Here is a 25,538-nt window from a genome sequence, read left to right as displayed (position 1 = left end):
GCCGACCCTTAGTCATAAGTTGCTCCAGTTCGTCCCCAGGAAAAGCATGGGGAGGTGAGCTATCTGCGTTTCCCGCATCTGAGCGGTGATCAGCTGTGCTTCGTGGCCGAGGACGATCTCTGGCTGGCTCCCCTCGACCGGACGGGCCGCGCCTGGCGACTCACCGTCGACCGCACCAAGGTCGGCCACCCCCGCTTCTCGCCCGACGGCGGCCACCTCGCGTACACGAGCTGGCGCAGTCTGCTCCCCGAGGTCCATCTGGTGCCGGTGGCGGGCGGCTCGGGCAGGCAGCTCACCCACTGGGGCTCGCCGGACACCCAGGTTCGCGGCTGGACGCCCCCGGACGCGGATGGACACAGCCAGATCCTCGCGGTCGCCTCCCACGGCGAGCCCTTCTCCTACTTCACCTGGGCGTACAAGATCCGTCCCGACGGCGACCCGGGCCGCAAGCTCCCCTGGGGCCCGGTCTCCGACATCCAGTCCGCCGACTTCGACGGCGAGCGCCGGACCCTGCTCCTCACCGGCACCCCGCCGCACGAACCCGCCTCCTGGAAGCGCTACCGGGGCGGGGCCACCGGCAGGCTGTGGCTGCACGGGGAGCGCATCCTCGCCGACCTGAACGGCCATCTCCACTCCCCCCTGTTCGTCGGCGACCGGATCGCCTTCCTCTCCGACCACGAGGGCGTCGGCAACCTCTACTCCTGCGCCCACGACGGCTCCGACCTGCGTCGGCACACCGACCACGACGCCTTCTACGCCCGGCACGCGGCGAGCGACGGCAGCCGGGTGGTGTACCAGTGCGGCGGTGACCTGTGGATCGTCGACGACCTGGCCGCCGACTCCGAACCGCGCCGGCTGGACGTCCGGCTGAGCGGGCCGCGCGCGGGGCGCCGTCCCTACCAGGTCCCGGCCGCCCAGCACGTGGACGGCGTCTCGGTCGACGAGACGGGCCGCGCGAGCGCCGTCGTCGTCCGGGGCAGCCTGTACTGGCTCACCCACCGGGACGGCCCCGCCCGTACGATCACCGACGTCCCCGGAGTACGGGTCCGGCTTCCGGAGATGCTCGGCTCGGGCGGCCAGGTCGCTTACGTGACGGACGCGGAGGGCGAGGACGCGATCGAGATCGCCTCCCTCCCGAGGGCGACAGGCGACCGCGAGCCACGGCGACTGGCGTCGGGCGGGCTCGGGCGGGTGCTGGAGCTGGTGTCCGACCCCCAGGGCGACCGACTGGCCATCGCCTCGCACGACGGACGACTGCTCCTGATCACGGTGTCCGACGAGGCGGGTTCCGGGGCGGGGACAGCGACGGGGACGAGTACGGAGGGCACGGGGGCGGACAACTCAGACTCCGGAAGGATCAGTTCCGCCTCGCCCACGGACAACTCGGGCCCGCACACCGACGATTCCGGCTCGCACACGGCCGATTCAGGCGGCGGCGAGGTGACGGAACTCATCCACTCGGTCAACGGCCCGGTGCGCGACCTCGCCTTCTCCCCGGACGGGGCCTGGCTCACCTGGTCGCACCCGGGCATCGGCCGCACGCTGCGCCAGATCAAGATGGCCCGCATCTCCGCCACCGGACAGGACGGTCCGGTGATCGTGGACGTCACCAACGGCCGCTTCGAGGACGAGAACCCGGTGTTCACCAGGGACGGCCGCTATCTCGCGTTCCTGTCCTGGCGCGGCTTCGACCCGGTGTACGACGTGCACACCGGCGACCTGTCCTTCCCGCTCGGCTGCCGCCCCTACCTGGTCCCCCTGTCCTCCCTCACCCCCTCCCCCTTCGCCGTGAACCCGGAGGGCCGCCCGGCCGCCGGGGGCCTGGACCCCGTGGAGGAGGACGAGGGCGGCGACGGCACGGTGCTCGTCGAGGCCGAGGGTCTGGAGAGCCGGGTGACGCCCTTCCCGGTGACCGCCTCCAAGTACTCGGCGCTGCACCCGGTCGCGGGCGGCGGGCTGGTCTGGCTGCGCTGGCCGATCTCCGGCGCGCTGGGCGAGACCTTCGCCAACCCGGACGACACCACCGGCCGCCCCACCCTGGAGCACTTCAGCATCAGCAAGGCGAAGAAGTCCGAACTCGTCGAGCACCTGGACTGGTTCGCGGTGAGCGGCGACGGCAGCCGGCTGGTCCTGGTGGACGAGGACGAGCTGCGCGCGGTCCCGTCGACCGAGTCCGGCGACGGCGACACGTCGGTCTGGATCGATGTCCGCCGCATCCTGCACCAGGTCGACCCGGCCGCCGACTGGCGCCAGTCGTACGAGGAGGCGGGCCGGCTCATCCGGGCGTACTTCTGGGAACCGGGGATGTGCGGCATCGACTGGGACGCGATCCTCGACCAGTACCGTCCGCTGGTGGAACGGGTCGCGTCCCCGGACGAGTTCGCCGACCTCCTGCGCGAACTGCTGGGCGAACTCGGCACCTCCCACGCGTACGTCTCGGCCGCCCGCCGCAACGAGGGTCCCCGGCACTACCAGCGGCGCCAAGGCCTCCTCGGCGCCAACTTCGTCCGCCGGGACGACGGTTGGACGGTCAGACGGATCCTGCCCGGCGACTCCTCCGACTCCAAGGCACGCTCGCCGCTGGCCGGCACGGGCATCCGGGAGGGTGCCGTGCTCACCCACGTGGACGGCCGCCCGGTGGATCCGGACAGGGGGCCGTATCCGCTGCTGGCGGGGGCGGGCGGCACGACGGTCGAGCTGACCTTCACCCCCGCCGATGCGCGGGGACGCCCACGCCGGGTGGCGGTCGTCCCGCTCGTCGACGAGCGTCCCCTCCGCTACCAGGACTGGGTGGCCAAACGCCGGTCCGTGGTACGGGAGTTGAGCGGGGGCCGCTGCGGCTACCTGCACATCCCCGACATGGGTGGCTCGGGGTGGGCCCAGTTCAACCGGGACCTGCGGATGGAGATGTCACGCCCCGCGCTCATCGTGGACGTGCGGGGCAACGCGGGCGGCCACATCAGCGAGCTGGTCGTGGAGAAACTGACCCGCACGATCCTCGGCTGGGACCTGACCCGCGACGCCCAGCCCGTGTCGTACGCCTCGAACGCCCCGCGCGGCCCGGTGGTGGCCCTGGCCGACGAGGCGACCTCCTCGGACGGCGACATGATCACGGCCGCCTTCAAGCTCCTGAACCTGGGTCCCGTGGTCGGACAGCGCACCTGGGGCGGAGTCGTCGGCATGACCGGCCGTCACCAACTGGGCGACGGCACGGTGATCACGGTCCCGATGAACGCGGCCTGGTTCGACGCGTACGGCTGGTCCGTGGAGAACCACGGCGTCGCCCCGGACCTGGAGATCCTCCGCACCCCCCTGGACTGGGCGGAGGGCAGACACGCCCAGCTCGCCGACGCGGTGCACCTGGCCGTGGAACTCCTGGAATCCAACCCCCCAGCAGCTCCCCCGGACCACTCCAACGTCCCGAACAGAGCAAGACAGAAACTCCCGCGGCGTCCTTGACGAACCTGAAGGGGCGCGGGGAACTGCGCGACAAGCCCCCGAACACCTGTCCCTGAAGGGGCGCGGGGAACTGCGCGACAAGCCCCCAAACACCCGCACCCGACAGCTCGCCCGAACACCCCACCCCCCACCAGAACATGGGGCACCCCTCGAAGGAAGGGCACCCCACGTTCACCGGCCGAAGCCGACCGCAGCGTCGTCAGGCGTCGTAGTCCTGCGCGAAGCGGTCCTCGTCATCGCGGCGCATACGCTCGCCCTGCTCGTCCCGCATGCGCTCACCGGGCCGGCCGCGCTCCTGACCGCGCTCCTGAGCCGGTCGGCCACGCTCCTGGCCGCGCTCCTGGCCGCGCTCCTGGCCCTTCTGGCCCTTCTCCCGGGCCTGCTGGGCCTTCTGCTTGGCCTGGTCCCGCATCTGCTCCGACTTTTCCTGGAACTGATCCTTCATACCCATGTGGGCTCACTCCTAATGAGTGGGGGATGGACCCCTACGTGGGGCCTCGACCAGATTCACACGGCCGGACACAGTGCGCATTTCGATCAACTACGGTGCGTAGCGCGGGCCTCCTCGTCCGCCGCCCCACCTGCGCCGACGAGACCCGTGCGCATGCCTTCCAGCCGGGACGCGAACCGCCTCATCTCCCGTTGCCCCACGGTCCCGATGACCCCGGGCAGGTATCCGCGCACGCCCTGCATGCCACGCAGCCACCACTGCCCGTAGACATGACTCGACCTGCGCTCGATCCCGGCCACGATCCGGTCCACCGCCGGACCCAGCGGATATGTCTTGTTGGCCGGCCACGGCAGCCGTTGCCGCAGTTCCCGCATCACCTCCTCCTGATCGGCCCCGCGCACCATGTCGGTGTCGGTCCACGACAGGTAACCGACCCCGACCCGCACCCCCTTGTGGCCGACCTCGGCCCGCAGACTGTGCGCGTACGCCTCCACACCGGACTTGGACGCGCAGTACGCGGTCATCATGGGCGCCGGGGTGATCGCGGCGAGGGAGGCGATCTGGAGCAGATAGCCCCGGCTCTCCGTCAGCACCGGCAGGAACGCCCGGGCGGTCATCGCCGATCCGATCAGGTTGACCTCGATCACCCGCCGCCAGGCCACCGGATCGCAGTCCACGAAGGGCCCGCCGCTGGCGACTCCCGCGTTGGCGACGACGATGTCGACCTTCCCGAACCGTTCCTTGACCTCCTGGGCGACCCGGGCCATCGCCTCGTGGTCGGTGACGTCGGCGTACCAGTGGCCGCTGTCGCCGTGCAGCCGCTCGGAGACCTCCTTGAGCAGGGCGGGCTCCAACCCGACCAGCGCCACCGTCGCCCCGCGCGCGGACAGCTTGCGGGCCAGCAGCTCCCCGACACCGCGCGCGGCTCCGGTGACGACGGCGACCTGTCCTTCGAGACCGACCCTGCTCATGCGTCCTCCTTGACGTGACCGACCTGGACGTACGTGGTGACGAGCTCCCGGATCTGCCCGCCGGGCCGGGTCCGACCCGCGCGGGGACGGCTCACGCGCCGACCCCGGCCGCCTTCTCCCGGGGCACCCGCAGGACGTGGTACTCCCCGAGAACCACCCGCCGGGTCGCGCGCCGGAACTCCGTCGTGGTGCCCGGCCAGATGGTGGTGTTGCGGCCGCTCGCGTCCTGGTACCAGCTGGTGCAGCCGCCCGTACTCCACACCGTGCGCTTCATGCGCTCCTGCACCCGGTCGTTCCAGGCGCGCACGGCGCCCGGGCGGGCGTCGAGGGCGACCCGGCCGCCGAGGACGTTCAACTGCCGTACGTAGTCGGCCATGTAGTTCAGCTGGGACTCGATCATCAGGATCATCGAGGAGTTCCCGAGGCCGGTGTTGGGGCCGATGACGGTCATCCAGTTGGGGAACCCGGCCGCCGAGGCACCGCGCAGCGCCTCCATTCCGTCCTTCCAGGACTCGGCGAGCGTGCGCCCGTCCGCGCCGACCACCCGGTCGGCGATCGGCATGTCCGTGACGTGGAACCCCGTGCCGAAGACGATCGCGTCGGCCTCGGTCTCGGTGCCGTCGGCGGCGACCAGCGTCGAGCCGCGGATCTCGCTCAGTCCGCTCGCGACAAGGTCCACGTTGGGCTGCGCGAGGGCCGGATAGTAGGTGCCGGACAGCAGGATCCGCTTGCAGCCGATGCGGTAGTCCGGCGTCAGTTTGGCGCGCAGCGCCGGGTCCTTGATGGAGCGGGCCATGGCGCGCCCGGCCACCCGCTCGACCAGACCGAGCTCGTCGGGGCGTTTGGTGAACGCCTGGACCTGCAACTCCCGGATGCCCCACAGCAGTCCGCGCCGGGCCTGCGCGGTGAACGGCAGCGCGCGGTGCAGCGCGCGTTCCGCGCCGCTGATCGCCCGGTCGACGCGGGGCAGCACCCAGGGCGGGGTGCGCTGGAAGAGGGTGAGCCGGGCGACCTCGGGCTGGATGGCCGGGACGATCTGGATGGCGGAGGCGCCGGTGCCGACCACGGCGACCCTCTTGCCGCGCAGGTCGGCGTCGTGGTCCCAGCGTGCCGAGTGGAACACCGTGCCGGAAAACGAGGTGAGCCCCGGGATGTCCGGGATACGCGGGTCGGACAGCGGCCCGGTGGCGGAGACGACCATGTCGGCCGAGAGCGGGCCGCCGACGGTCTCGATGTCCCAGCACAGCCGCTCGCCGTTCCACACCATCCGCTTGACCTCGGAGTGCAGACGCAGGTGCGGGCGCAGCCCGAAGACGTCCGTCACATGCTCCAGGTAGGCGCGGATGTGTTCCTGCCCGGAGAACGTGCGCGGCCAGTCGGGGTTGGGCGCGAAGGAGAACGAGTACAGATGGGACGGCACGTCACAGGCGCACCCCGGATAGGTGTTGTCCCGCCAGGCCCCGCCGACGCTGCCGGCCCGCTCCAGCACGACGAAGTCGGTGACGCCCATGCGCCGCAGCCGTACGGCGGCTCCCAGCCCGCCGAACCCGGACCCGATCACCGCCACCCGCACGTGTTCCCGCTCGGCCATCCCGGAGCCTCCACACGTCACACACGTCACCCTGAAATGTGCCAGTGAATACTGGCGCAATGGGGAGGGTAGAGCAGGTCCGTACTGATGGGTAGGGGGCGCACCAGGACTTTTGCGCCAGCGGCCGCCCCCCGCGGGCACCGGGAGTACGACATAGGGTGCGGGCGTGGCAGACAAGCGTGAGTACCGCATGGAGGAGCTGGCCCAGGAGGCCGGGATCACGGTGCGCACCCTGCGCTTCTACCGCGAGCGCAAGCTGATCCACCCACCGCGCCGTGAGGGCCGTATCGCCTGGTACGACGACAGTCACCTGGCCCGGCTGCGCACCATCACCGCCCTGCTGGAACGCGGGCACACCCTGAACGGCATCGCGGAACTGGCGGAGGCCTTCGACCACGGCCGCGACGTCGGCGAACTCCTCGGCGTCGACACCCCCACCGAGGAGGAGCCGGTCCGCCTCACCCCCGAGGAACTCGCCGCCCGCTTCGAGGGACAGGTCACCGCCGAGAACCTCGCCGCCGCCCTGGACCTCGGCTACCTCGGCACCGCCGGCGACGAGATCGTCCACATCAGCCGCCGTCTCCTGGACGTCTCCTCCGCCCTGGTCCACGAGGGCATCCCACTCGCCGACGTCCTGTCCGCGGGCGCCCGGGTCCGCGAACACGCCGACGCCCTGGCCGACCTCTTCACCGACCTCATCCTCCGCCACGGCCCCGAGGAAAACCTCCAGCGCCTGCGCCCGCTGGCCCGCAGCGTGGTGGAGGCGGAACTGTCACTGGCGTTGGACCGGCGGCTGCGGAGGCGGGACCCGACCGGCCCGGAGCGCGACGAGACGGGTCAGGACCAGCGGTCGTAGACCACGGTCACCGGAGCGTGGTCCGACCAGCGCTCGGCGTGCGTGGCGGCGCGCTCGACGTACCCCTTGACCGCCTTGGCGGCGAGACCGGGCGTGGAGCAGTGGTAGTCGATCCTCCACCCTGAATCGTTGTCGAAGGCCCGCCCCCGGTACGACCACCACGTGTACGGCCCCTCGGCCTCCGGATGCAGCGTCCGTACGACGTCGACGTAACCGCCCTCCGTGGGGTCCAGGACCCGGGTCAGCCAGGCCCGTTCCTCCGGGAGGAAGCCGGAGCTCTTCTGGTTGGCGCGCCAGTTCTTGAGGTCGGCCTGCTGGTGGGCGATGTTCCAGTCGCCACAGATGACGACCTCGCGGCCGTCGGCGGCGGCGCGTTCGCGCAGGTCCTTGACGTAGGCGAGGAACTCGCCCATGAAGCGGACCTTCTCGTCCTGGCGTTCGGTGCCGACCTCACCGGAGGGCAGGTAGAGCGACGCGACCGTGACACCCGGCAGGTCGGCCTCGACGTAGCGGCCGCTGGTGTCGAACTCCGAGGAGCCGAAGCCGATCCGGACCCGGTCGGGTTCGCGGCGGGTGTAGAGGGAGACACCGGCCCGCCCCTTCGCGGCGGCGGGCGCGTGCACGACGTGCCAGCCTTCGGGGGTGCGCACCTGCTCGGGCAGCTGCTGCGGCTCGGCGCGCACCTCCTGGAGGCAGACGACGTCGGCGGAGGTCTGTGCGAGCCACTCCACGAACCCCTTCTTCGCGGCGGCCCGCAGCCCGTTCACATTCACGGTGGTGACAGTCAGCACCCGCGGCACACTACCGGCAGGCCGACGCCGGGCTGGACGGGGCCCGGATTTCGGCCCAGTACGGATTACGATGATGCGCATGCATATACGCCGGGTCCCGTTCGACCACCCCGACGCCGTGAAGCTCAACGACGCCGTGCAGGCCGAATACCACGTGCGCTACGGCGACGGCGGCGACTCCACCGTGCTCGCCGCGTCGGACTTCGAACCGCCGAACGGCGTCTATCTCATCGTCTACGACGAGGCGGACCGGCCCGTCGCCACGGGTGGCTGGCGGCGCCAGGACGTCAACGGCGAGGGCAACGAGGACGGCGACGCCGAGCTCAAGCGCATGTACGTGATCGACGACATGCGCGGCCGGGGTCTCGCCCGGCGCCTGCTGTCGGCCCTGGAGGAGGACGCCCGCGCGGCCGGCCGGACCCGCATGGTGCTGGAGACGGGCACCAAGCAGCCGGAGGCCATCGCCCTGTACACCTCCAGCGGGTACGAACCGTGCGGCAAGTTCGGCTACTACCGCCACTTCGAGGAGAGCCGCTGCTACGCCAAGCAGCTCAGCTCCTGAGGTAGGCCAGCACGGCGAGCACCCGTCGGTGGACGTCGTCCGCGGGCGGCAGGTCCAGCTTGGTCAGGATGGAGCCGATGTGCTTGCCGACGGCCGCCTCCGACACCACCAGTTCGCGCGCGATTGCCCCGTTGGACTTGCCTTCCGCGATCAGCGCCAGCACCTCGCGCTCACGCGGGGTGAGCCGGGCGAGCGGATCCCGGCGTCTGCGCAGCAGTTGGCGTACGACTTCGGGGTCGACCACCGTGCCGCCCTCGGCGACCTCGCGCAGGGCCGCCACGAACTGCTCTACCTGCCCCACCCGGTCCTTGAGCAGATAGCCGACGCCGCTGCCGTCCCCGGAGTCGAGGAGCTCAGCGGCGTACGCCCGCTGCACGTACTGGCTGAGCACCAGCACCGGCAGCCCGGGGCGTTCGGCGCGCAGGCGCAGGGCCGCGTGCAGCCCCTCGTCCTGGAAGCCGGGCGGCATCCGGACATCGGTGACGACGATGTCGGGCCGGTGTTCGGCGACCGCGCCGAGCAGCGCGTCCGCGTCGCCGACGGCGGCGGGCACCTCGTGGCCGAAGCGGGTGAGCAGCCCGATGAGTCCCTCGCGCAACAGCACGCTGTCCTCGGCGAGGACTATGCGCAGGGGTCGGTCTGTCGTCTCGGCCGGCAAGGAATCTCCACACGCAGCAGGGTCGGTCCGCCCGGCGGGCTGGACAGGGAGAGTCTGCCATCGAGCACTGACACCCGGTCGGCGAGACCGGTCAGTCCGGTGCCGCGGGCGCTGTCGGCGCCGCCTGTCCCGTCGTCGCGGATGTCGAGGGTGAGCCGTCCGCCCTCGTACCCACCGCTCACGGCGGCCCGGTCGGCCCCGCTGTGCTTGGCGACGTTCACGAGTGCCTCGCAGACGACGAAGTACGCGGCGGACTCGACGGGTTGGGGCAGCCGTCCGGGCAGTTCGAGGTCCACGTCCACGGGGACCGGGCTGCGGTCGGCCGCGTCGGCGACGGCGGCTTCGAGGCCGTAGTCGGTGAGGACCTTGGGGTGGATGCCGTGGATCAGCTCACGCAGCTCCGCGAGAACCTGCCCGGCCTCCTCGTGGGCCTTGGCGAGCTGGTCGGCGAGCGGTCCGGGCGGGGCGTCCAGTCGGGCCAGACCGAGGGTCATGGTGAGGGCCACCAGGCGTTGTTGGGCCCCGTCGTGCAGATCGCGTTCGATCCGGCGTCGTTCCGTCTCGAAGGCGTCCACCAACCGTGCCCGGGAGCGCGCCAGTTCGGTGACCCGCTCGTTGTCCTTCGAGGTCAGCAGGGCCCGCGCCAGCTCGGCGCGGGCCCCGGCCACGATCCCCAGGGCGTAGGCGCCGGCCGCGAGCAGAGCCAGCCCGAGCGCCGCGGACCCAAGGGCGCCGGGCCAGGTGTCGACCGTCCACATCTTGGCCACCCTCGCCTCCCCGTCGACGGCGAACCACACCGGTACGGCGGCCATGGCCAGCGGAACCCCGGCGGCGCAGGCCACCGCCAGCGCGTCGAGCGGCCACAGCACCAGCCCGAACAGCACGGCGTACGCCAGCTCCCGCCAGGTCGCCGGTTCCCGCAGCCGGATCACCAGCCAGGCCCGTAACCCCGGTTCGTCGGGCACCCGGTGACCGTCGCCCGGCGCGGGTCCCACCCCGACCAGCCGCAGCCGCAGCCGTTCCACGGCGGCCACCGGGATCCCGGCCAGCACGGTCAGCACGAGCAGCGGCAACCCGATCAGTACGACGGACAGCACCCCGCCGGCCACGAGTCCGCCGAGGATCACGACCAGGACGACCACGCCGAGCAGCGCACCGCTGCCCAGGTAGGCGACGGCTCGCCAGGGCCACGTCGATCTCAGGTATCCGCGCCCGCCGGGGGCCGCGCTCAGGGCCTGCCACATGGTCATGGGGATCACCGTAGAAGCGGGGCGTGGGTGAGGCCATGGGCCCAGGCGGAGGCCCGGGGGTATGCCTGGCCCTACCCCAAGTGTCGGTCCTGCCGCACTGCTTGGGGGTGCCCTCGCGCGGTTGTCTTGCCTCACCGGCACCGAACCGGTGGGAGCAGAGGCGGAGTTGAGATGGTGGGGATGAGACCGGACGCGATCGTTCTGAGGGCCGTGAGCAGGCGGTACGGGACCGGCGGCAGCGCCGTGGCCGCGCTCGACGACGTCACGCTCGCGTTCCCGGCGGGCACTTTCACCGCCGTGATGGGGCCGTCGGGTTCCGGCAAGTCGACCCTGCTGCAGTGTGCCGCGGGGCTGGAGCGGCCCGACTCGGGCTCGGTTCGGGTCGGTGACACGGAACTGACGTCCCTGAGTGAGCGCCGGCTGACCCTGCTGCGCCGGGAGCGCGTCGGCTTCGTGTTCCAGGCGTTCAACCTGCTGCCGTCCCTGACCGCCGCGCAGAACGTCGCCCTGCCGCTGCGGCTGGCCGGGCGTCGGCCCTCGAAGGCGGGGGTGCGGGAGGCGCTGCGTCAGGTCGGCCTCGGTGACCGCGCCCGTCACCGCCCCTCCCAGCTCTCCGGCGGCCAGCAGCAGCGGGTCGCGCTGGCCCGCGCCCTGATCACCCGCCCCGAGGTCCTGTTCGCCGACGAACCGACCGGCGCGCTGGACTCCCGGACCGGACGCGAGGTCCTGTCCCTGCTGCGGGACCTCGTCGACACAGGGGGCGGCACGGTGGTGATGGTGACCCACGACCCGGTGGCCGCGGCGTACGCGGACCGCGTGGTGTTCCTGGTGGACGGCAGGGTGAGCGGTCAGCTGAACGGGGCGTCGGCGGCGGAGATCGCGGCGCACATGGCGGAGCTGGAGGCCCTGACGGAACTGGAGGCCGCCTCGTCCGGCCCTGCCCCGGAGGCCGCCCCGTGCTGAGCCTCGCCCTGCACACCCTGCGCACCCGCTGGGTGACGTTCACCGGCACCTTCCTGGCCCTCTGCCTCGGGGTCACGCTGCTCACCGTGATGGGGTTGGCCCTTGCCTCCTCCGGGGACGCCCCCGAACGGGAACCGGAGCGGTTCGCGGCGGCGCCGGTCGTGGTGCGAGGGCAGGACACCCTGCGCGTGCCCACCCCGACCGGTGTCCGCACCGCGAAGCTGTCCCACCCCCGCCCGGTCCCGCCCGGGACCGTCGCCGCGCTGCGCGCCCTCGGCCCGGTCGTCGAGGACCGCACCTTCGCCGTACGGGCCACCGGCGCGCCCGCCGACCTGGTGGGCCACCCTTGGTCGACGGCCGCGTTCGCCCCGTACCGACTGACCGCGGGCCACGCCCCGCGCGCCGCGGACGAGGTGGTGGCGACCGGCGACTGGACGGGCGTGGGCGGCCGGCTGCACACCGCCGACGGGACCGTCCGGGTGGTCGGCACGGCCCGAGGCCTCGGCTTCGAGAACGCCCTCTTCTACTCCGACGCCCGCGCGGCCCGGCTGTCCCCGGTGAGCACCCAGCTGGTGGTGGCCGCGGACGCGGCGGCGGTACGGCGGGCGATCGCATCCCCACGGCCCGTCGGTCCGAGCGTCCTCACCGGTGACGCCCGGCGGCTCGCCGACCCCCGCCCCGACCGGGACCGGGAGGCGGTGACCGCGTTGAACGCGCTGTTCGGCACGGCCGGCGGGGTCGCCGGGTTCGTGTCGGTGTTCGTCGTGGCGTCCACTTTCGCTTTCGCCGTCGCCCAGCGGCGCCGGGAGTTCGGCCTGCTGCGCACGGCGGGCGCCACCCCGGGCCAGATCCGGCGGACGGTGGTCGCGGAGGCGCTCCTCATCGGGGTGCTCGCCTCGGCGGCGGGCTGCGCACTCGGCGGACTCGCCGCCCCGCACCTGGCCGCACGGGTCGTGGCCGACGGTCTGGCGCCGGCCTGGTTCACCATCGGCGAGCATGTCTGGCCGTACCATCTGGCCTTCTGGACGGGCCTGTCGGTGGCGCTGAGCGGCGTGCTGGCCGCGTCCTGGCGGGCCGGCCGGACCGCCCCCACGCAGGCCCTGCGCGAGGCGTCCGTCGACACCGGCACCCTGACGCCGGGTCGCCTGTTAAGCGGTACGGTCCTGCTCCTGGCCGCCGTCGTGACCCTGGCGGCGGCCCTGCTGACCGACCCGGGCGAGCTGCTGCACCGCAAGTCGTACGTCAGCCGCCCCATGCTGCTGATCACCGCGGTGGCCCTGCTCTCCCCGGTCCTGGTGCGGCCGTCGGTCCGGGTAATCGCGTGGCTACCGGCCCGACTGCCGGGCGCCTGTGGGCTGTTGGTGCGGGAGAACGCCGCCGCGGCCATCCGCCGCACGGCCGCCGTCGCCGCTCCCGTCCTGGTCACGGTCGCCCTCACCGGCTCACTGCTCGGTGCCACGGCGACCCTCAATGAGGCGAAGGGGGCGGAGCTCCGGCACCGTACGACCGCCGACTTCGTGGTGACGCCCGCCGCGTCCGGCAGCGGCCCGGTTCCGGAGATGACCGGCACCGGACTCGACGCGGAGACCGTACGGCGACTGCGCGCGCTGCCCGGCGTCGAGCTCTCGGTGAGCGCGGCGAGCGCGGTTCACACGCTGGAGGACGGCGTGGCCCTGGTGAGGTCCGAGGCCCGCGCGACCGACCCGAAGGCGCTCGCGGCCGTACGGCTGCCGTTGACCGCCGGCCGGCTCGCCGATCTCGACGACGACTCGATCGTGGTGAACGAGGAGTGGGCCCGGCACACCGTCGGCGAGCGGGTGACGGTGTGGTTGGGCGACGGCACCCGCAGGTCCCTGCGCGTCGCCGCGGTGATGCCCACCGGCACGGGCGACAACGGCGTGTACGTCACTCCGGCCAACGCCGTGGGCGCCCCGGTGGACCGGGTCGACGTGAAGGTCGCACCCGGCGCGGACCCGAACGCGGTGCGAACGCGGCTGCGGCAGGCGGTCCTTGGAGCCTCACCCGCGGAGGCCCAGGTCCTCACCCGGGAGGAATGGCTGCGGGCGGTGTCCCCCCACACCGACGGCACGACCCGGCTCGGCTTTCTCCTCGTCCTCGGCCTCGCGTTGCTCTACGCCGGCCTCGCGCTGGCCAACACCCTGGTCATGGCCACCTCGGACCGGGTACGGGAGCTCGCCTCGCTCCGGCTGGCGGGTGCCACCGGCGGGCAGGTGCTGCGGCTGGTCGTCGCGGAGGCCCTGACCGTGGTGATGGTCGGCGCGGTACTCGGCCTGCTCGTGGCCGCGCTCAACCTGCTCGGCATGGCGACCGCCCTGGGCCTGCTCTCCGCACCCGCCCCGATCCACCTGCCCTGGCCGGAACTCGGCACGGCGACGGCAGCGTGCGCACTGGTCGCGGTGGTCTCCGCCCTCGCCACCCACAGGAGATCCCGCCCGGTCGACTGATCGGACGGGTCTCTCCCCAACTCCACGTTTTTTCCGGGAGTTGTTGCGGTGGGCCGGTGAGGAATCGATGAGTTGGAGCCCCTGAAAGGCTGCCCACGGACCCGATGCCGCACTCATACGAAAAATTCCTGGCTCGGACAAAGCCGGCGTGGAAATCACTCACATGTCTCTACCGGCGCGCGCCGCGTCTCTGATCGGCCTATACAGATGCCACCCTCGGTGGGTCGCGTGGGCGGCACTTGGTGGCGTCAGGTCCCGGCATGCCAAAGCCCCGGTCGGAAGATCCCGACCGGGGCTTTGAGATGCGTGGACCTGTGGGGATTTGAACCCCAGACCCCCTCGATGCGAACGAGGTGCGCTACCAGACTGCGCCACAGGCCCTTGCAACGAGTGAAACTCTAGCATCCCCATCCGGGTGCTTGGAAATCCGTCCCCCGGCTGGTCAGGGAGGGCACCGCGACCGTGCGTGCCCGCCCCCGGAGCTCACTCGTTGGCGGCCCGGGGACGGTCGCCGTCCTCGTACTGGTCGAAGAGCGGGGTGCGGCCGCGTTCGCGGGCGCGGCGGGCGGAGGCGGCGCGGCGGGCGTCACTGCGCTCGTCCACGGCCGGCCGGTCCTCCCCGTCGGCGGAGTCCTCCTCCGGCACACCCTGGTCCCGGGCGGCGGACTCCGCCTCCTGGCCGGGCGTGACGGTGCTGGAGCGCGCCGAACTCCACGCGTCCGGCGCGCCGAGGTCCACGTCGGAGGTGGCCCGGGGCGCGACGGGGGCGGTCACGTACGTCGGCAGCGGCACCGGTACCGGGTCCCAGCTGTCTCCCTGTCCGGGACGCTGCTGCCGCTCGCGCTGCTGGTCGACCCACTCGGCGTGGTCGGTCTGCTCGACGAGCGCACGCCGGTCCGCGGCGAGCGCCGACATCCCGGAGTCGGTCGCCGGCTCCGGGCCTTCGTCCGGCTCGTCGGAGTCGACGCCAGCCTCGTCGACGGCCCGTCGACGCGGCTGGCGGGCGCGCTCACGCAGTCGCTGCGCGGCGGCCTCGGCCATGCGCCGGTCCATCTGGTAGGCGAAGCGCCGCCGTTCCTGGGAACGCAGGTACGCGATGTACGTGCTGAGCAGCACGGCGGGTACGCCGGGCGCCCACAGGAAGGTGAGCCCTCCGACCGCGGCGACGACCGCGCCCAGCGTGAAGGCGAGGAAGAGCATGACCGTGGTACGCCGACGGCGCGCGAGCACCTTCGTACGCCTGGCGCGCGCCGCGGCCGCCTCCTCCGCGGGTGTACGCCGAGGGGTCGGCACGCGCTTGGGCGCCGAGGAGCCCGAGTCCTCCCGTACGGATTCGGTCCCGGGGTCGCGGACGGACTCCCGGGCGGGTTCCCGCGCGGGGTCACGAACAGGTTCCCGCGTTGGTTCCCGTGCCGGTTCCCGAGCTTGTTCCGTGCGTCCCGGGCTCTGTGCCTGGACCGGCGCCTGCGCCTGCGGGCGGTTCGGAGGCATGGCGAAGGCACGGACGTCCACCGAGTCGGTGGCGACGCCCGCGCCGACGGCGCCTGGCTCCCCCTCCTCGGTGGAGCGCGCCCGCAGGTCCTTGGCGTACCGGCGCTCCATCCCCGCCCGTCCGGACAGCAACCGGATGGCCGTGCTGAAGCGTTCCGTCGGACGGGCCTCGTTCAGCTCGTCCTGCCTACGGAGCCACATCGGCACCAAGTAGGCGGCCCAGGCCCCGACAATGACTGCGTAGATGAGGCCGCTGCTGCTCACGTCTCACACGGTAGAGGGGTTTACGTGAGGCCATCTGCCAATTGAGTCGGTGTGTCGCACGATCTGGCTGATATTTCGAGCTTTTTTTGCGACCGATGCGATCAGCAGGCCACCGAGGTGGCGAATTCAACACCCCAAGACGGTCATCCGCCGGTCATTTTCGAACACATATTCAATTTCCGGGGCAGTGGGCCATGCGCTACTACGCGGGGTTGTCGTGCGGCGTGCTCCTGGAGCGTGCCCGCTGCCAGCGCCTGAGCAAACCGTCGGGCACCTCTTCCGCGGTGAGCGCGAACACCAGATGGTCGCGCCAGGCGCCGTCGATGTGGAGATAACGAGGGCGCAGCCCCTCATCGCGGAACCCGAGCTTCTCCACCACCCGCCGACTGGGCCCGTTCTCGGGGCGAATGCAGACCTCGATGCGGTGCAGACCGACGGCCCGGAAACAGTGGTCCACGGCCAGCGCCACGGAGGTCGGCATCACCCCGCGGCCCGCCACCGACTCGTCCACCCAGTACCCGACATGCCCCGAGCACATCGAACCCCAGGTGATTCCGGCGACCGTCAACTGCCCGACCAGCCGCCCCTGGTACTCGATGACGAACGGCAGCATCCGGCCGGCGTTCGCCTCGGCCCGCAGGTGCCGGACCATCTGCCGATAGGTCGGCCGGTGCGCTATCGGGCCACTCGGCGTGGGCGGCGGAATGGTCGCCTCCCACGGCCGCAGCCAGTCCCGGTTGCGCCGGTTGACGTCGCGCCAGGCCCGCTGGTCGCGCATCTTTATCGGCCGGAGGACGACATCGCCGTCCGCCAGTACGACGGGCCAGGATGGGCTGTTCAGCTCGCACCCCCATGGCCGGCGCCGGGTCTCGGGTGGTCCCCGCCGCGGATCTGGTCGACGGCGTGCGTCAACAGCGGCTCCAGAACGGCGAGACCGTCCTTCACACCGCCGGAGGAACCCGGCAGGTTGACGATCAGGGTCCGTCCCGCCACTCCCGCCAGGCCACGGGAGAGGGCCGCCGTCGGCACCTTCTCCCGGCCGAAGGCCCTGATGGCCTCCGCGATGCCCGGCACCTCGTGGTCGATCACCCGGCGGGTCGCCTCGGGTGTGCGGTCGGTGGGCGAGATGCCGGTGCCGCCGGTGGTGACGACCACGTCGTACCCGGCGTCGACGGCGGCGCGCAGGGCGGCTTCCACGGGGTCGCCGTCGGGCACGACCTGAGGTCCGTCGACGGCGAAGCCGGAGCCGCGGAGGCCGTCGGCGATCAGCGGGCCGCCCTTGTCCTCGTAGACCCCGGCGGCGGCCCGGTTGGAGGCGGTGACCACGAGAGCTCGATACGTCATGCCCGGCTCCAGTCGCCCGACTTGCCGCCCGTCTTCTCCTCCACCCGTACGTCCGTGATGACCGCTCCCTTGTCGACCGCCTTGACCATGTCGATCACGGTGAGCGCGGCGACGGAGACCGCGGTGAGTGCCTCCATCTCGACGCCCGTGCGGTCCGTCGTCTTCACCGTGGCCAGGATCTCCACGGCGTCGTCCGCGACCCTCAGGTCCAGTTTCACACCGGACACCGACAACGGGTGGCACAGCGGGATGAGGTCGGGGGTGCGTTTGGCGCCCATGATGCCCGCGATCCGCGCGGTGGCCAGGGCGTCGCCCTTGGGGACGCCCTCGCCGCGTAGCAGCTCGATCACACGGGGCGAGACCAGGACGCGGCCGCTGGCGCTGGCGGTGCGCGCGGTCACGTCCTTCGCTGAGACATCGACCATGCGGGCCGCGCCCGCCTCGTCGATGTGGGTCAGTCGGTCCTGCGCTGAGGGTCCGGGGGTCTCCCCCCGGGAAGGCACTGTCATGCTGTGTGGCGCTCCCGGTCCGGGCCCGGCGCGCGGGCCTGCTGTGCGCGACACGGTACCGCCAAGTCGAACCGTCGAGCGGCGCGGTCCCCGCTGCTCAGCCGAGCAGCACGACCTCTACCTCGGTACCCGGCTCGACGGACTCCATGTCCTCGGGGACGACGATCAGCGCGTCCGCGTGCGCCAGGGCCGCCACCAGGTGCGATCCGGCGCCACCGACCGGGGTCACCGCACCGTCGGCGTACATGCCGCGCAGGAACTGCCGACGGCCCTTCGGGGAGGTCAGCGCCTTGTCGGCGGTGAGTTTCGCGCGGGTGCGCGGCCGGTGCACGTCGTCGAGGCCCATCAGGGTGCGGATCGCGGGGCGCACGAACAGCTCGAAGGAGACGTACGACGACACGGGATTGCCGGGGAGCGCGAGCAGCGGGGTGTGGTCGGGGCCGATGGAGCCGAAGCCCTGGGGTTTGCCGGGCTGCATGGCGAGCTTACGGAACTCGATGCCGCTGCCGGCCTCGTCCGCGTCGCCGACGTACGACAGGGCCTCCTTGACGACGTCGTAGGCCCCGACGCTGACCCCGCCCGTGGTGACCATGAGATCGGCGCGGACGAGCTGGTCCTCGATGGTGTTGCGGAGTGTCTCCGCGTCGTCGGCGACGGCGCCGACCCGGTAGGAGATGGCACCGGCGTCGCGGGCGGCGGCGGTGAGGGCGAAGCTGTTGGAGTCGTAGATCTGGCCGTTGCCGAGTTCCTCGCCGGGCTGGACGAGTTCGCTGCCGGTGGACATGACGACCACGCGCGGACGCGGGCGCACCCGGACGGTGCCGCGCCCGATGGCGGCGAGCAGGGCGATCTGCGGCGGGCCGAGGACGGTGCCCGCCTCCAGGGCACGGTCTCCGGCCTTCACGTCGCTGCCCTCGGCGCGCACATGAGCGCGGGCCTCGGCCGGGCGGTACACGTGCACGTGTCCCTCGGCGCCCTGGGGGGCCAGGGCGCGGGCCCGCATCCCGGTGACCGGGCCCTCGCCGAGGCCGCCGTCGGTCCACTCGACGGGGACGACGGTCTCCGCGCCGGGCGGCAGCGGGGCGCCGGTCATGATCCGGGCGGTCTGACCGGGCCCGACGTGCAGCAGTGCGGCCTGCCCCGCGGCCACGTCCCCGACGACCTCGAGGACGGCCGGATACTCCTCGCTCGCACCCGCGACATCCGCGACCCGCACCGCGTACCCGTCCATGGAGCTGTTGTCGAACGGCGGCAGGGACACCGGCACCGTGACGTCCTCGACCAGGACGCAGCCCTGGGCGTCGAGGAGTTGCAGCTCGATGGGTTCGAGGGGGCGGACGGTCGCGAGGATGTCCTCCAGGTGCTCGTCCACCGACCAGAGGTGGTCGGGTCCGGCGGTTCGGGGGGCGGCGCTGCTCAACGTTGTTACATCTCCTCGGCTACGTAACTGCGAAGCCAGGTCCGGAAGTCCGGGCCCAGGTCTTCACGTTCGCACGCGAGTCTGACAATGGCACGCAGATAGTCGCCGCGGTCGCCGGTGTCATAGCGGCGGCCCTTGAAGACCACGCCGTGCACCGGGCCGCCGATCTTCTCGTCCGAGGCGAGCTGCTGGAGGGCGTCGGTCAGCTGGATCTCGCCGCCGCGGCCGGGCTCGGTCTTGCGCAGGATGTCGAAGATGTGCGGGTCGAGGACGTAGCGGCCGATCACCGCGTAGTTCGACGGGGCGTCCGCCGGGTCCGGCTTCTCCACCAGGCCGGTGACCTTGACCGTGTCGCTGTCCTCGGTGGGGCCGACGGCCGCGCTGCCGTAGAGGTGGATCTGCTCGGGCGCGACCTCCATGAGCGCGATGACGCTGCCGCCGCGCTGCTCCTGGACCTCGACCATCCGCTGGAGCAGCGGGTCGCGCGGGTCGATCAGGTCGTCGCCGAGGAGGACGGCGAAGGGCTCGTTGCCCACATGGGGGGCGGCGCACAGGACGGCGTGGCCGAGGCCTCTGGGGTCGCCCTGGCGGACGTAGTGCATGGTCGCGAGGTCGCTGGACTCCTGCACCTTGGCGAGCCTGCCCGCGTCACCCTTCTTCTGAAGGGCCGACTCCAGCTCGTAGTTGCGGTCGAAGTGGTCCTCCAGGGGCCGCTTGTTGCGGCCTGTGATCATGAGGACGTCGTCCAGACCGGCGGATACGGCCTCCTCGACCACGTACTGGATCGCGGGCTTGTCCACGACCGGCAGCATCTCCTTGGGAGTGGCCTTGGTGGCCGGCAGGAACCGGGTGCCGAGACCTGCTGCGGGAATGACAGCCTTGCTGATCCGGGGGTGCGACTGAGTCATGCGGCAACCTTATCCGGTGCCTTTGATCGGAATCTGAGGCTCCGGCGACTTAGCTCTCATATGAGCATATTGGAAGGATACGGGTGCGATTTTGAACCACGTCGGACGTCCGGCCGAGCCTGACAAGCGAACGTTGCGCCAGGAGTTCCTCACGGTGAGGAACAGGTTGACGGCCGATGACGTGCGGAAAGCCGCCACCGCGCTGGCCGGGCGGGCGCTGGGGCTGCCCGAGTTGGCGCGGGCGCGCACGGTGGCGGCGTACGTCTCCGTGGACAGTGAACCCGGCACACTCGCGCTGCTCGACGCGCTGCGCGAGCGGGGCGTACGCGTCCTGCTCCCGGCGCTGCTGCCCGACAACGACCTCGACTGGGGCGCGTACACCGGCGAGGGTTCACTCCAACGCGTGCGACACGGCGGGCGAATGGCCCTGTTCGAGCCTGCCGGGGAACGGCTGGGGCCGGACGCCGTGACCGGCGCCGACGTGGTGCTGCTACCGGGGCTGGCGGTCGACGCGCGCGGGATGCGTCTGGGGCGCGGCGGGGGCTCGTACGACCGTGTCCTCGCCCGTCTGGAGCGGGCGGGCGCGCACCCCACGCTGGTGGTGCTGCTGTACGACTGGGAGGTCGTGGAGCAGGTGCCGGCCGAGGCGCACGACCGGCCGGTGCGGGCGGCGGTGACACCGTCGGGCGTGCGCCGCTTCCCGTCCGACTGAAAGGCCCGGCCACCGAATGGGGGCCGGGCCTTCGACAGCTCAGCGCTTCAGCGGCTCACCGCTCACGCCGTTCACGGCCTCAGCACCAGCGAGTCGCTCGTGCTGTCGTCGACGGCCTTGTCGGAGAAGGACCAGTCGAGCAGTTCACCGTCGGCCCACTTGTCCGTCTGGTCGGTGTAGTGGGCGCTGTAGGCGTGTCCGGAGGCCCCGGCCAGGTTGATCCACTTCGACTTGTCGAGGTCGCCGAGGTTGACCACCATCCGCATCGAGGGCACCCACACGACCTCGTAGCCGCCGGCCGCGTTCCAGCCGGTGGCGTTGACCGCCGCCTCGCCGCCGCTGAGCTTCCACGGGCCGCGGTTGAGCATGTACTGCAGGAAACCGGGGCCCTCGGTGCCCAGGGTCTGGTTCTTCAGGAACAGGCGGTGCAGCCGGCCCCAGCTCCAGGTGTCGATGTCCTTGCCGAGCTTGGCGGTCAGTTCCCAACGGGCGTCGATCATGGCGCGCTTGAACAGCTCGTCACGGTTGGTGGCCTCGGGGCGGGTGCCCACCTCGGGCGTCTTCCACCAGTCGCTGTTCTCGTCGTCCATGAGGTTGCGCACCACCTCGAACCACCGGTCGCCGCCGTCCGGCTGCGCCTGGTCGGCGTCGCGCTCGCCGCACTCGCGGACCTTCTTGGTCTCGTCGACGGGCCCGGTGGTGTTGACCGGGTCCACCCACAGGCACTGGCCCTCGACCCGCAGCTCCTTGGGCAGCTTGTTGCCGAAGGCCAGCTTGAGGATGTTGCGCCAGACCGAGTTGAAGTAGGCGGCGGCCGCCGAGTCGGCGTCCTGGGTGTAGTCCCAGCCCGCGAGCAGCTCCTGGGCCTCGCGGACGTTCTTGTCGTCGACGTCGATCTTCAGCAGCTTGGGCACCAGCAGCTTGGCGATCTCACTGCTGTTGTCCAGCTGCATCTGCCGCATGTCGTCGGTGGAGATCTTGCCGCCGCCCTTGATCTTCTGCTCGATCAGGTCGGTTATCCGCTGGCTGCGGGTGCCGTATCCCCAGTCCGTGGTGAGCGTGTAGGGGTACTTGTCCTTGTCGACCACGGCCTGGTTGGCGGTGACGATGTAGCCGCGGTCCGGGTCGTACTCGTAGGGCAGCGCGTCCTGGTCGATGTAGCCGGTCCACTTGTACTTGGGGTCCCAGCCGGGCGCCGGGATGGAGCCGTCGTCGCCCTTGGCGCGGGTGGGGATCCTGCCCGGCAGCGTGTAGCCGATGTGGCCCTTGGTGTCGGCGTAGACCAGGTTCTGCGAGGGCACGTCGAACAGCGTGGCGGCCTTGCGGAAGTCGCTCCAGCCGGCGGCCTTGTCCATCGCGAAGACGGCGTCCATGGAGGTGCCCGGGTCCAGCGCGGTCCAGCGCAGGGCGATGCCGTAGCCGTCGCCGCGGTCGGGGGCGGCGGTGTCGACCGTGGCCTTCTTGCCGACCTTCACCAGCTCGCTGTCACGGTCGGACAGCAGGGGCATCCCGTCGCTGGTCTGCCGGACGACGATCTTCTTGGTGGAGCCGCCCGCGACCTTGATGGTCTCCTCGCGCGTGGTGAAGGGCTTCACCTTGCCGTCGTAGAGGTAGCCGTCGCCGGAGAGCTTCTCCAGGTAGAGGTCGGTGACGTCGACGCCGGAGTTGGTCATGCCCCAGGCGATGTTCTGGTTGTGGCCGATGACCACGCCGGGCATGCCCGCGAAGGTGTAGCCGCTGGCGTCGTACTGGCACTTGCTGGAGATCGCGCGGCAGTGCAGGCCCATCTGGTACCAGACGGACGGCAGGGAGGGAGACAGGTGCGGGTCGTTGGCGAGCAGCGGCTTGCCGGTGATGGTGTGCTGCCCGCTCACCACCCAGGAGTTCGAGCCGATGCCGTTGCCGTTCACGCCGACGGCCGTGGGGACGTCGTCCAGGACGTTCTGGAGGCTCGTGAGCTGACTCTGCAGGGCGGATCCGGCCGTGCCTGAGGAGCCGCTCGTACCGCCGGTGCCTGTTCCGGTGCCGGTGCCCGTCCCTGTTCCGGTGCCACTACCCGTACCCGTACCGGTGCCGGTGCCCGTGCCCGTCGCGCCGTCGCCGCCGTCGAACGTGCCGGTGAGCTCGTTGTACTGGCCCTGCTGGACGATCGTCTGGTTGCGGCTGTAGGGGTACTGCGGGTACAGGTCGGCGATCTGCTTGGGGCCGAGGCGGCTGGTCATCAGGGCGCGGTCGATCTCGTCCTGCATGTTGCCGCGCAGGTCCCAGGCCATCGCCTTCAGCCACGCGACGGAGTCGACCGGGGTCCACTTCGCGGGCTTGTAGTCGTTGGTGAAACCGAGCGCCGCGTACTCCAGGGAGATGTCCTCGCCGCTCTTGCCCTGGAGGTAGGCGTTGACCCCCTTGGCGTATGCCTGGAGGTACTTCTTGGTGGAGGCCGACAGCGTCTTGTCGTACTCCTGCTTCGCCACCCGGTCCCAGCCCATCGTGCGCAGGAACTCGTCGTTGTCGACCTGGCCCTTGCCGAACATCTCCGACAGCCGCCCGGAGGTCATGTGGCGGCGGACGTCCATCTCGTAGAACCGGTCCTGCGCCTGGACGTAGCCCTGCGCCATGAACAGGTCCGCGTCGGAGGAGGCGTAGATCTGCGGGATGCCGTAGCCGTCCCGCTTGACGTCGACCGGTCCGGACAGGCCGTCCAGGGTGATCGAACCCTTGGTCTGCGGGAAGGAGGCACGGACGGTGCTGATGGACCAGTACGCCCCGTAGGCCACGCCTCCGATGAGGGCCAGCACGAGGACGAGTACGAGCAGGCGGGCTTTTCGCCCCTTCTTCCTGCCGGACTTGCCGGGCTTTTGACCCGATGAGGCGGTGGTGGTGGGGGGCATCGCTGTCCTTGCTGTCCTAACGCGAGCGGCAGGCGGGCGTATCCATTTGACTGAGCGCTGGAGCAACCATAGGCGCAGAGCCCGGTGCGACTTGACGCGGAGTCGGGAACCAGGACGTACGCGCGTTCGATCATGCCTCTTCGAGTGTCAAGAAATCGTCAAGAGTTAGGTAAGGTAACGAAGTACTTGGATGCGAAACGATTCTTCTTCGTGTCCGATATACGTGAGCCCGTGCGCGTGCCGCCGCGGGCCAGGGAAGGGAACGGCCGCTGACTGTCCACCACCTCAACCAGCTCCTGCTCGTCTGCTCGCTCGTTCTGCTCGTCGCCGTGGCAGCGGTTCGGATCTCCTCGCGCAGCGGGCTCCCAAGCCTGCTCGTGTACCTGGGGATCGGCATCGCCATGGGCCAGGACGGAGTGGGCGACATCCACTTCGACAGCGCCGCGCTGACCCAGGTCATCGGATACGCGGCCCTCGTCGTGATCCTGGCCGAGGGCGGTCTCGGCACCAAGTGGAAGGAGATCAAGCCGGCCCTGCCCGCCGCGTCCACCCTGGCGCTGGCCGGGGTCGCGGTGAGCGTCGGGGTGACGGCGACGGCCGCGCACTATCTGGTCGGGCTGGAGTGGCGGCAGGCGCTCATCATCGGCGCGGTGGTGTCCTCGACGGACGCTGCGGCGGTGTTCTCGGTGCTGCGCAAGATCCCGCTGCCCGCGCGGGTGACCGGCACGCTGGAGGCCGAGTCCGGCTTCAACGACGCCCCGGTGGTCATCCTGGTGCTCTCCTTCTCCACCGCCGGCCCGTTCGAACACTGGTACGTGCTGCTCGGAAAGATAGCTCTGGAGCTGGCCATCGGCGCCGCCATCGGCATCGCGGTGGGCTGGCTGGGCTCCTGGGGCCTGCGACACGTCGCCCTGCCCGCCTCCGGCCTCTACCCGATCGCCGTGATGGCGATCGCCGTCACGGCGTACGCGGCGGGCGCGATGGCCCACGGAAGCGGCTTCCTCGCGGTCTACCTCGCCTCGATGGTGCTGGGCAACGCGAAGCTGCCGCACTGGCCCGCGACCCGCGGGTTCGCCGACGGGCTCGGCTGGATCGCCCAGATCGGCATGTTCGTCCTGCTCGGCCTGCTGGTCACCCCGCACGAACTGGGCGACGACATCTGGCCGGCGATCATCATCGGACTGGCCCTGACGATGGTGGCCCGCCCGATGAGCGTGGTGCTGTGCCTGACGCCGTTCCGGGTGCCCTGGCAGGAGCAGACCCTCATGTCCTGGGCCGGACTGCGCGGCGCGGTGCCCATCATCCTGGCGACCATCCCGATGGTGCAGGGCGTCGACGCCAGCCGCCGCATCTTCAACATCGTCTTCGTCCTGGTCGTCGTCTACACCCTGGTCCAGGGACCGACCCTGCCCTGGCTGGCCCGCAAGCTGCGCCTGGGCGGCGATCCGGAGGCCGCCGCCGACCTGGGCATCGAGTCGGCGCCCCTGGAGCGGCTGCGCGGGCACCTGCTGTCCGTGGAGATCCCCGAGGGCTCGAAGATGCACGGCGTCGAGGTCAACGAGCTGCGCCTGCCGGCCGGGGCCGCGGTCACGCTGGTCGTCCGCGAGGGCACGTCGTTCGTTCCGCTGCCGACGACGGTGCTGCGGCACGGGGACGAGCTTCTCGTGGTCGCCACCAACCCCGTCCGGGACGCCGCGGAACGGCGGCTGCGGGCCGTCGGCCACGGCGGCAAGCTGGCCGGATGGCTGGGCACGGACGGCACCGGCAAAGCCCGTTAAGGGCGCGTTTCGCGCGATTCACACCCCCCAGATCGCAGGCGTACGACCCCGTGGTGCTCGTTTTCACAGGCCGCTCAGCCCTGATCCCTGTACGATGAATGCGCACCTGATCGAACCAACTCTGCCTGACGCAGAGCTGGCGCGACCGTATGGCGGCCGGGACGCTCCTGACAGCGGGCTTTGGCATCTACCGCAGTCCGCGCAAGA

General features: G+C 71.4%; 20 protein-coding genes and 1 tRNA gene. 7 read left to right on the top strand and 14 right to left on the bottom strand.

Annotated elements, in window-relative coordinates; translation table 11 throughout:
• Positions 1-54 precede the first annotated feature (54 nt).
• Positions 55-3,459, top strand: coding sequence for a S41 family peptidase (locus tag ABZ027_RS29600; RefSeq protein ID WP_356773640.1), 3,405 nt, complete (start codon positions 55-57; stop codon positions 3,457-3,459).
• Positions 3,460-3,658: 199 nt separating this feature from the next.
• On the opposite strand, the gene ABZ027_RS29595 is transcribed toward ABZ027_RS29600, so the two are convergent.
• The 3 genes from ABZ027_RS29595 to ABZ027_RS29585 form a co-directional block, all read right to left on the bottom strand.
• Positions 3,659-3,910: a hypothetical protein gene (locus ABZ027_RS29595; protein WP_356773639.1), complete on the bottom strand. Its 252-nt coding sequence runs from the start codon at positions 3,908-3,910 to the stop codon at positions 3,659-3,661.
• Between the two features lie 86 nt (positions 3,911-3,996).
• Positions 3,997-4,881: an SDR family oxidoreductase gene (locus ABZ027_RS29590; protein WP_356773638.1), complete on the bottom strand. Its 885-nt coding sequence runs from the start codon at positions 4,879-4,881 to the stop codon at positions 3,997-3,999.
• Positions 4,882-4,972: 91 nt separating this feature from the next.
• The gene (locus ABZ027_RS29585) at positions 4,973-6,472 is read right to left on the bottom strand and encodes an NAD(P)/FAD-dependent oxidoreductase (RefSeq protein WP_356773637.1); all 1,500 of its coding nucleotides are present in this window, start codon (positions 6,470-6,472) and stop codon (positions 4,973-4,975) included.
• 166 nt (positions 6,473-6,638) lie between these two features.
• Between ABZ027_RS29585 and ABZ027_RS29580 the strand changes: the two genes are divergently transcribed.
• Complete coding sequence (locus ABZ027_RS29580) at positions 6,639-7,328, top strand: MerR family transcriptional regulator (protein ID WP_356773636.1); 690 nt, start codon at positions 6,639-6,641, stop codon at positions 7,326-7,328.
• Here the strand turns inward: ABZ027_RS29580 and ABZ027_RS29575 are convergent.
• Positions 7,310-8,119: an exodeoxyribonuclease III gene (locus tag ABZ027_RS29575; protein ID WP_356773635.1), complete on the bottom strand. Its 810-nt coding sequence runs from the start codon at positions 8,117-8,119 to the stop codon at positions 7,310-7,312. The two genes, ABZ027_RS29580 and ABZ027_RS29575, sit on opposite strands and share 19 nt — an antisense overlap.
• A 79-nt stretch (positions 8,120-8,198) precedes the next feature.
• Here ABZ027_RS29575 and ABZ027_RS29570 point away from each other — a divergent pair, with 79 nt between their 5' ends.
• Positions 8,199-8,681, top strand: a complete 483-nt coding sequence (locus ABZ027_RS29570; RefSeq protein ID WP_356773634.1) for a GNAT family N-acetyltransferase — start codon at positions 8,199-8,201, stop codon at positions 8,679-8,681.
• On the opposite strand, the gene ABZ027_RS29565 is transcribed toward ABZ027_RS29570, so the two are convergent.
• Together ABZ027_RS29565 and ABZ027_RS29560 are read right to left on the bottom strand one after the other, a co-directional pair.
• Complete coding sequence (locus ABZ027_RS29565; protein WP_356773633.1) at positions 8,671-9,339, bottom strand: response regulator transcription factor; 669 nt, start codon at positions 9,337-9,339, stop codon at positions 8,671-8,673. The two genes, ABZ027_RS29570 and ABZ027_RS29565, sit on opposite strands and share 11 nt — an antisense overlap.
• Positions 9,303-10,583, bottom strand: a complete 1,281-nt coding sequence (locus ABZ027_RS29560) for a sensor domain-containing protein (RefSeq protein ID WP_356773672.1) — start codon at positions 10,581-10,583, stop codon at positions 9,303-9,305. Before ABZ027_RS29560 ends, ABZ027_RS29565 begins: the two co-directional genes overlap by 37 nt.
• A gap of 186 nt (positions 10,584-10,769) precedes the next feature.
• Between ABZ027_RS29560 and ABZ027_RS29555 the strand changes: the two genes are divergently transcribed.
• On the top strand, positions 10,770-11,552 hold the full coding sequence (locus ABZ027_RS29555) for an ABC transporter ATP-binding protein (protein ID WP_356773671.1): 783 nt from the start codon (positions 10,770-10,772) through the stop codon (positions 11,550-11,552).
• A complete protein-coding gene (locus ABZ027_RS29550; protein ID WP_356773632.1) occupies positions 11,546-14,017 on the top strand; it encodes an FtsX-like permease family protein in 2,472 nt (823 codons plus the stop codon). Before ABZ027_RS29555 ends, ABZ027_RS29550 begins: the two co-directional genes overlap by 7 nt.
• 307 nt (positions 14,018-14,324) lie before the next feature.
• On the opposite strand, the gene ABZ027_RS29545 is transcribed toward ABZ027_RS29550, so the two are convergent.
• From ABZ027_RS29545 to galU, 7 genes are all read right to left on the bottom strand, one after another.
• A tRNA-Ala gene (locus tag ABZ027_RS29545) sits at positions 14,325-14,398 on the bottom strand.
• A gap of 102 nt (positions 14,399-14,500) precedes the next feature.
• The gene (gene glpR, locus ABZ027_RS29540; RefSeq protein ID WP_356773631.1) at positions 14,501-15,772 is read right to left on the bottom strand and encodes a gephyrin-like molybdotransferase receptor GlpR; all 1,272 of its coding nucleotides are present in this window, start codon (positions 15,770-15,772) and stop codon (positions 14,501-14,503) included.
• A gap of 202 nt (positions 15,773-15,974) precedes the next feature.
• A complete protein-coding gene (locus ABZ027_RS29535; RefSeq protein ID WP_356773670.1) occupies positions 15,975-16,613 on the bottom strand; it encodes a GNAT family protein in 639 nt (212 codons plus the stop codon).
• Positions 16,610-17,116, bottom strand: a complete 507-nt coding sequence (locus ABZ027_RS29530) for a MogA/MoaB family molybdenum cofactor biosynthesis protein (RefSeq protein ID WP_356773630.1) — start codon at positions 17,114-17,116, stop codon at positions 16,610-16,612. The genes ABZ027_RS29535 and ABZ027_RS29530 overlap by 4 nt, the downstream gene beginning before the upstream one ends.
• Positions 17,113-17,625: a cyclic pyranopterin monophosphate synthase MoaC gene (gene moaC, locus ABZ027_RS29525; RefSeq protein WP_356773629.1), complete on the bottom strand. Its 513-nt coding sequence runs from the start codon at positions 17,623-17,625 to the stop codon at positions 17,113-17,115. The genes ABZ027_RS29530 and moaC overlap by 4 nt, the downstream gene beginning before the upstream one ends.
• A gap of 97 nt (positions 17,626-17,722) precedes the next feature.
• Positions 17,723-19,045 (bottom strand): gephyrin-like molybdotransferase Glp, encoded by a 1,323-nt coding sequence (glp, locus tag ABZ027_RS29520; RefSeq protein ID WP_356773628.1) that lies wholly within the window; start codon positions 19,043-19,045, stop codon positions 17,723-17,725.
• A gap of 5 nt (positions 19,046-19,050) precedes the next feature.
• The gene (galU, locus tag ABZ027_RS29515) at positions 19,051-19,953 is read right to left on the bottom strand and encodes a UTP--glucose-1-phosphate uridylyltransferase GalU (RefSeq protein ID WP_356773627.1); all 903 of its coding nucleotides are present in this window, start codon (positions 19,951-19,953) and stop codon (positions 19,051-19,053) included.
• 91 nt (positions 19,954-20,044) lie between these two features.
• On the opposite strand from galU, the gene ABZ027_RS29510 reads away from it, so the two are divergent.
• Positions 20,045-20,665, top strand: coding sequence for a 5-formyltetrahydrofolate cyclo-ligase (locus tag ABZ027_RS29510; protein WP_356773626.1), 621 nt, complete (start codon positions 20,045-20,047; stop codon positions 20,663-20,665).
• A gap of 71 nt (positions 20,666-20,736) precedes the next feature.
• Here the strand turns inward: ABZ027_RS29510 and ABZ027_RS29505 are convergent, their stop codons facing one another.
• Entirely contained in the window at positions 20,737-23,553 is a 2,817-nt protein-coding gene (locus ABZ027_RS29505) for a penicillin acylase family protein (RefSeq protein ID WP_356773625.1), read from the bottom strand.
• Positions 23,554-23,822: 269 nt separating this feature from the next.
• Here ABZ027_RS29505 and ABZ027_RS29500 point away from each other — a divergent pair, with 269 nt between their 5' ends.
• On the top strand, positions 23,823-25,331 hold the full coding sequence (locus ABZ027_RS29500; RefSeq protein WP_356773669.1) for a potassium/proton antiporter: 1,509 nt from the start codon (positions 23,823-23,825) through the stop codon (positions 25,329-25,331).
• Positions 25,332-25,538 lie beyond the last annotated feature (207 nt).

Origin of the sequence: Streptomyces sp. NPDC006332 (genome assembly GCF_040612855.1) — a bacterium.
GTDB lineage: Bacteria > Actinomycetota > Actinomycetes > Streptomycetales > Streptomycetaceae > Streptomyces.
Note: the sequence above shows the minus strand (reverse complement) of the source record. Positions and strands in the feature narration are given on the sequence as shown.

Excerpts from the sequence above, each read along its gene's own strand:
- ABZ027_RS29505 (WP_356773625.1), bottom strand. The coding sequence starts at position 23,553 with ATGCCCCCCACCACCACCGCCTCATCGGGTCAAAAGCCCGGCAAGTCC.
- ABZ027_RS29595 (WP_356773639.1), bottom strand. The coding sequence starts at position 3,910 with ATGGGTATGAAGGATCAGTTCCAGGAAAAGTCGGAGCAGATGCGGGAC.
- galU (WP_356773627.1), bottom strand. The coding sequence starts at position 19,953 with ATGACTCAGTCGCACCCCCGGATCAGCAAGGCTGTCATTCCCGCAGCA.
- ABZ027_RS29570 (WP_356773634.1), top strand. The coding sequence starts at position 8,199 with ATGCATATACGCCGGGTCCCGTTCGACCACCCCGACGCCGTGAAGCTC.
- ABZ027_RS29585 (WP_356773637.1), bottom strand. The coding sequence starts at position 6,472 with ATGGCCGAGCGGGAACACGTGCGGGTGGCGGTGATCGGGTCCGGGTTC.
- ABZ027_RS29560 (WP_356773672.1), bottom strand. The coding sequence starts at position 10,583 with ATGTGGCAGGCCCTGAGCGCGGCCCCCGGCGGGCGCGGATACCTGAGA.
- ABZ027_RS29590 (WP_356773638.1), bottom strand. The coding sequence starts at position 4,881 with ATGAGCAGGGTCGGTCTCGAAGGACAGGTCGCCGTCGTCACCGGAGCC.
- moaC (WP_356773629.1), bottom strand. The coding sequence starts at position 17,625 with ATGACAGTGCCTTCCCGGGGGGAGACCCCCGGACCCTCAGCGCAGGAC.
- ABZ027_RS29555 (WP_356773671.1), top strand. The coding sequence starts at position 10,770 with ATGAGACCGGACGCGATCGTTCTGAGGGCCGTGAGCAGGCGGTACGGG.
- ABZ027_RS29530 (WP_356773630.1), bottom strand. The coding sequence starts at position 17,116 with ATGACGTATCGAGCTCTCGTGGTCACCGCCTCCAACCGGGCCGCCGCC.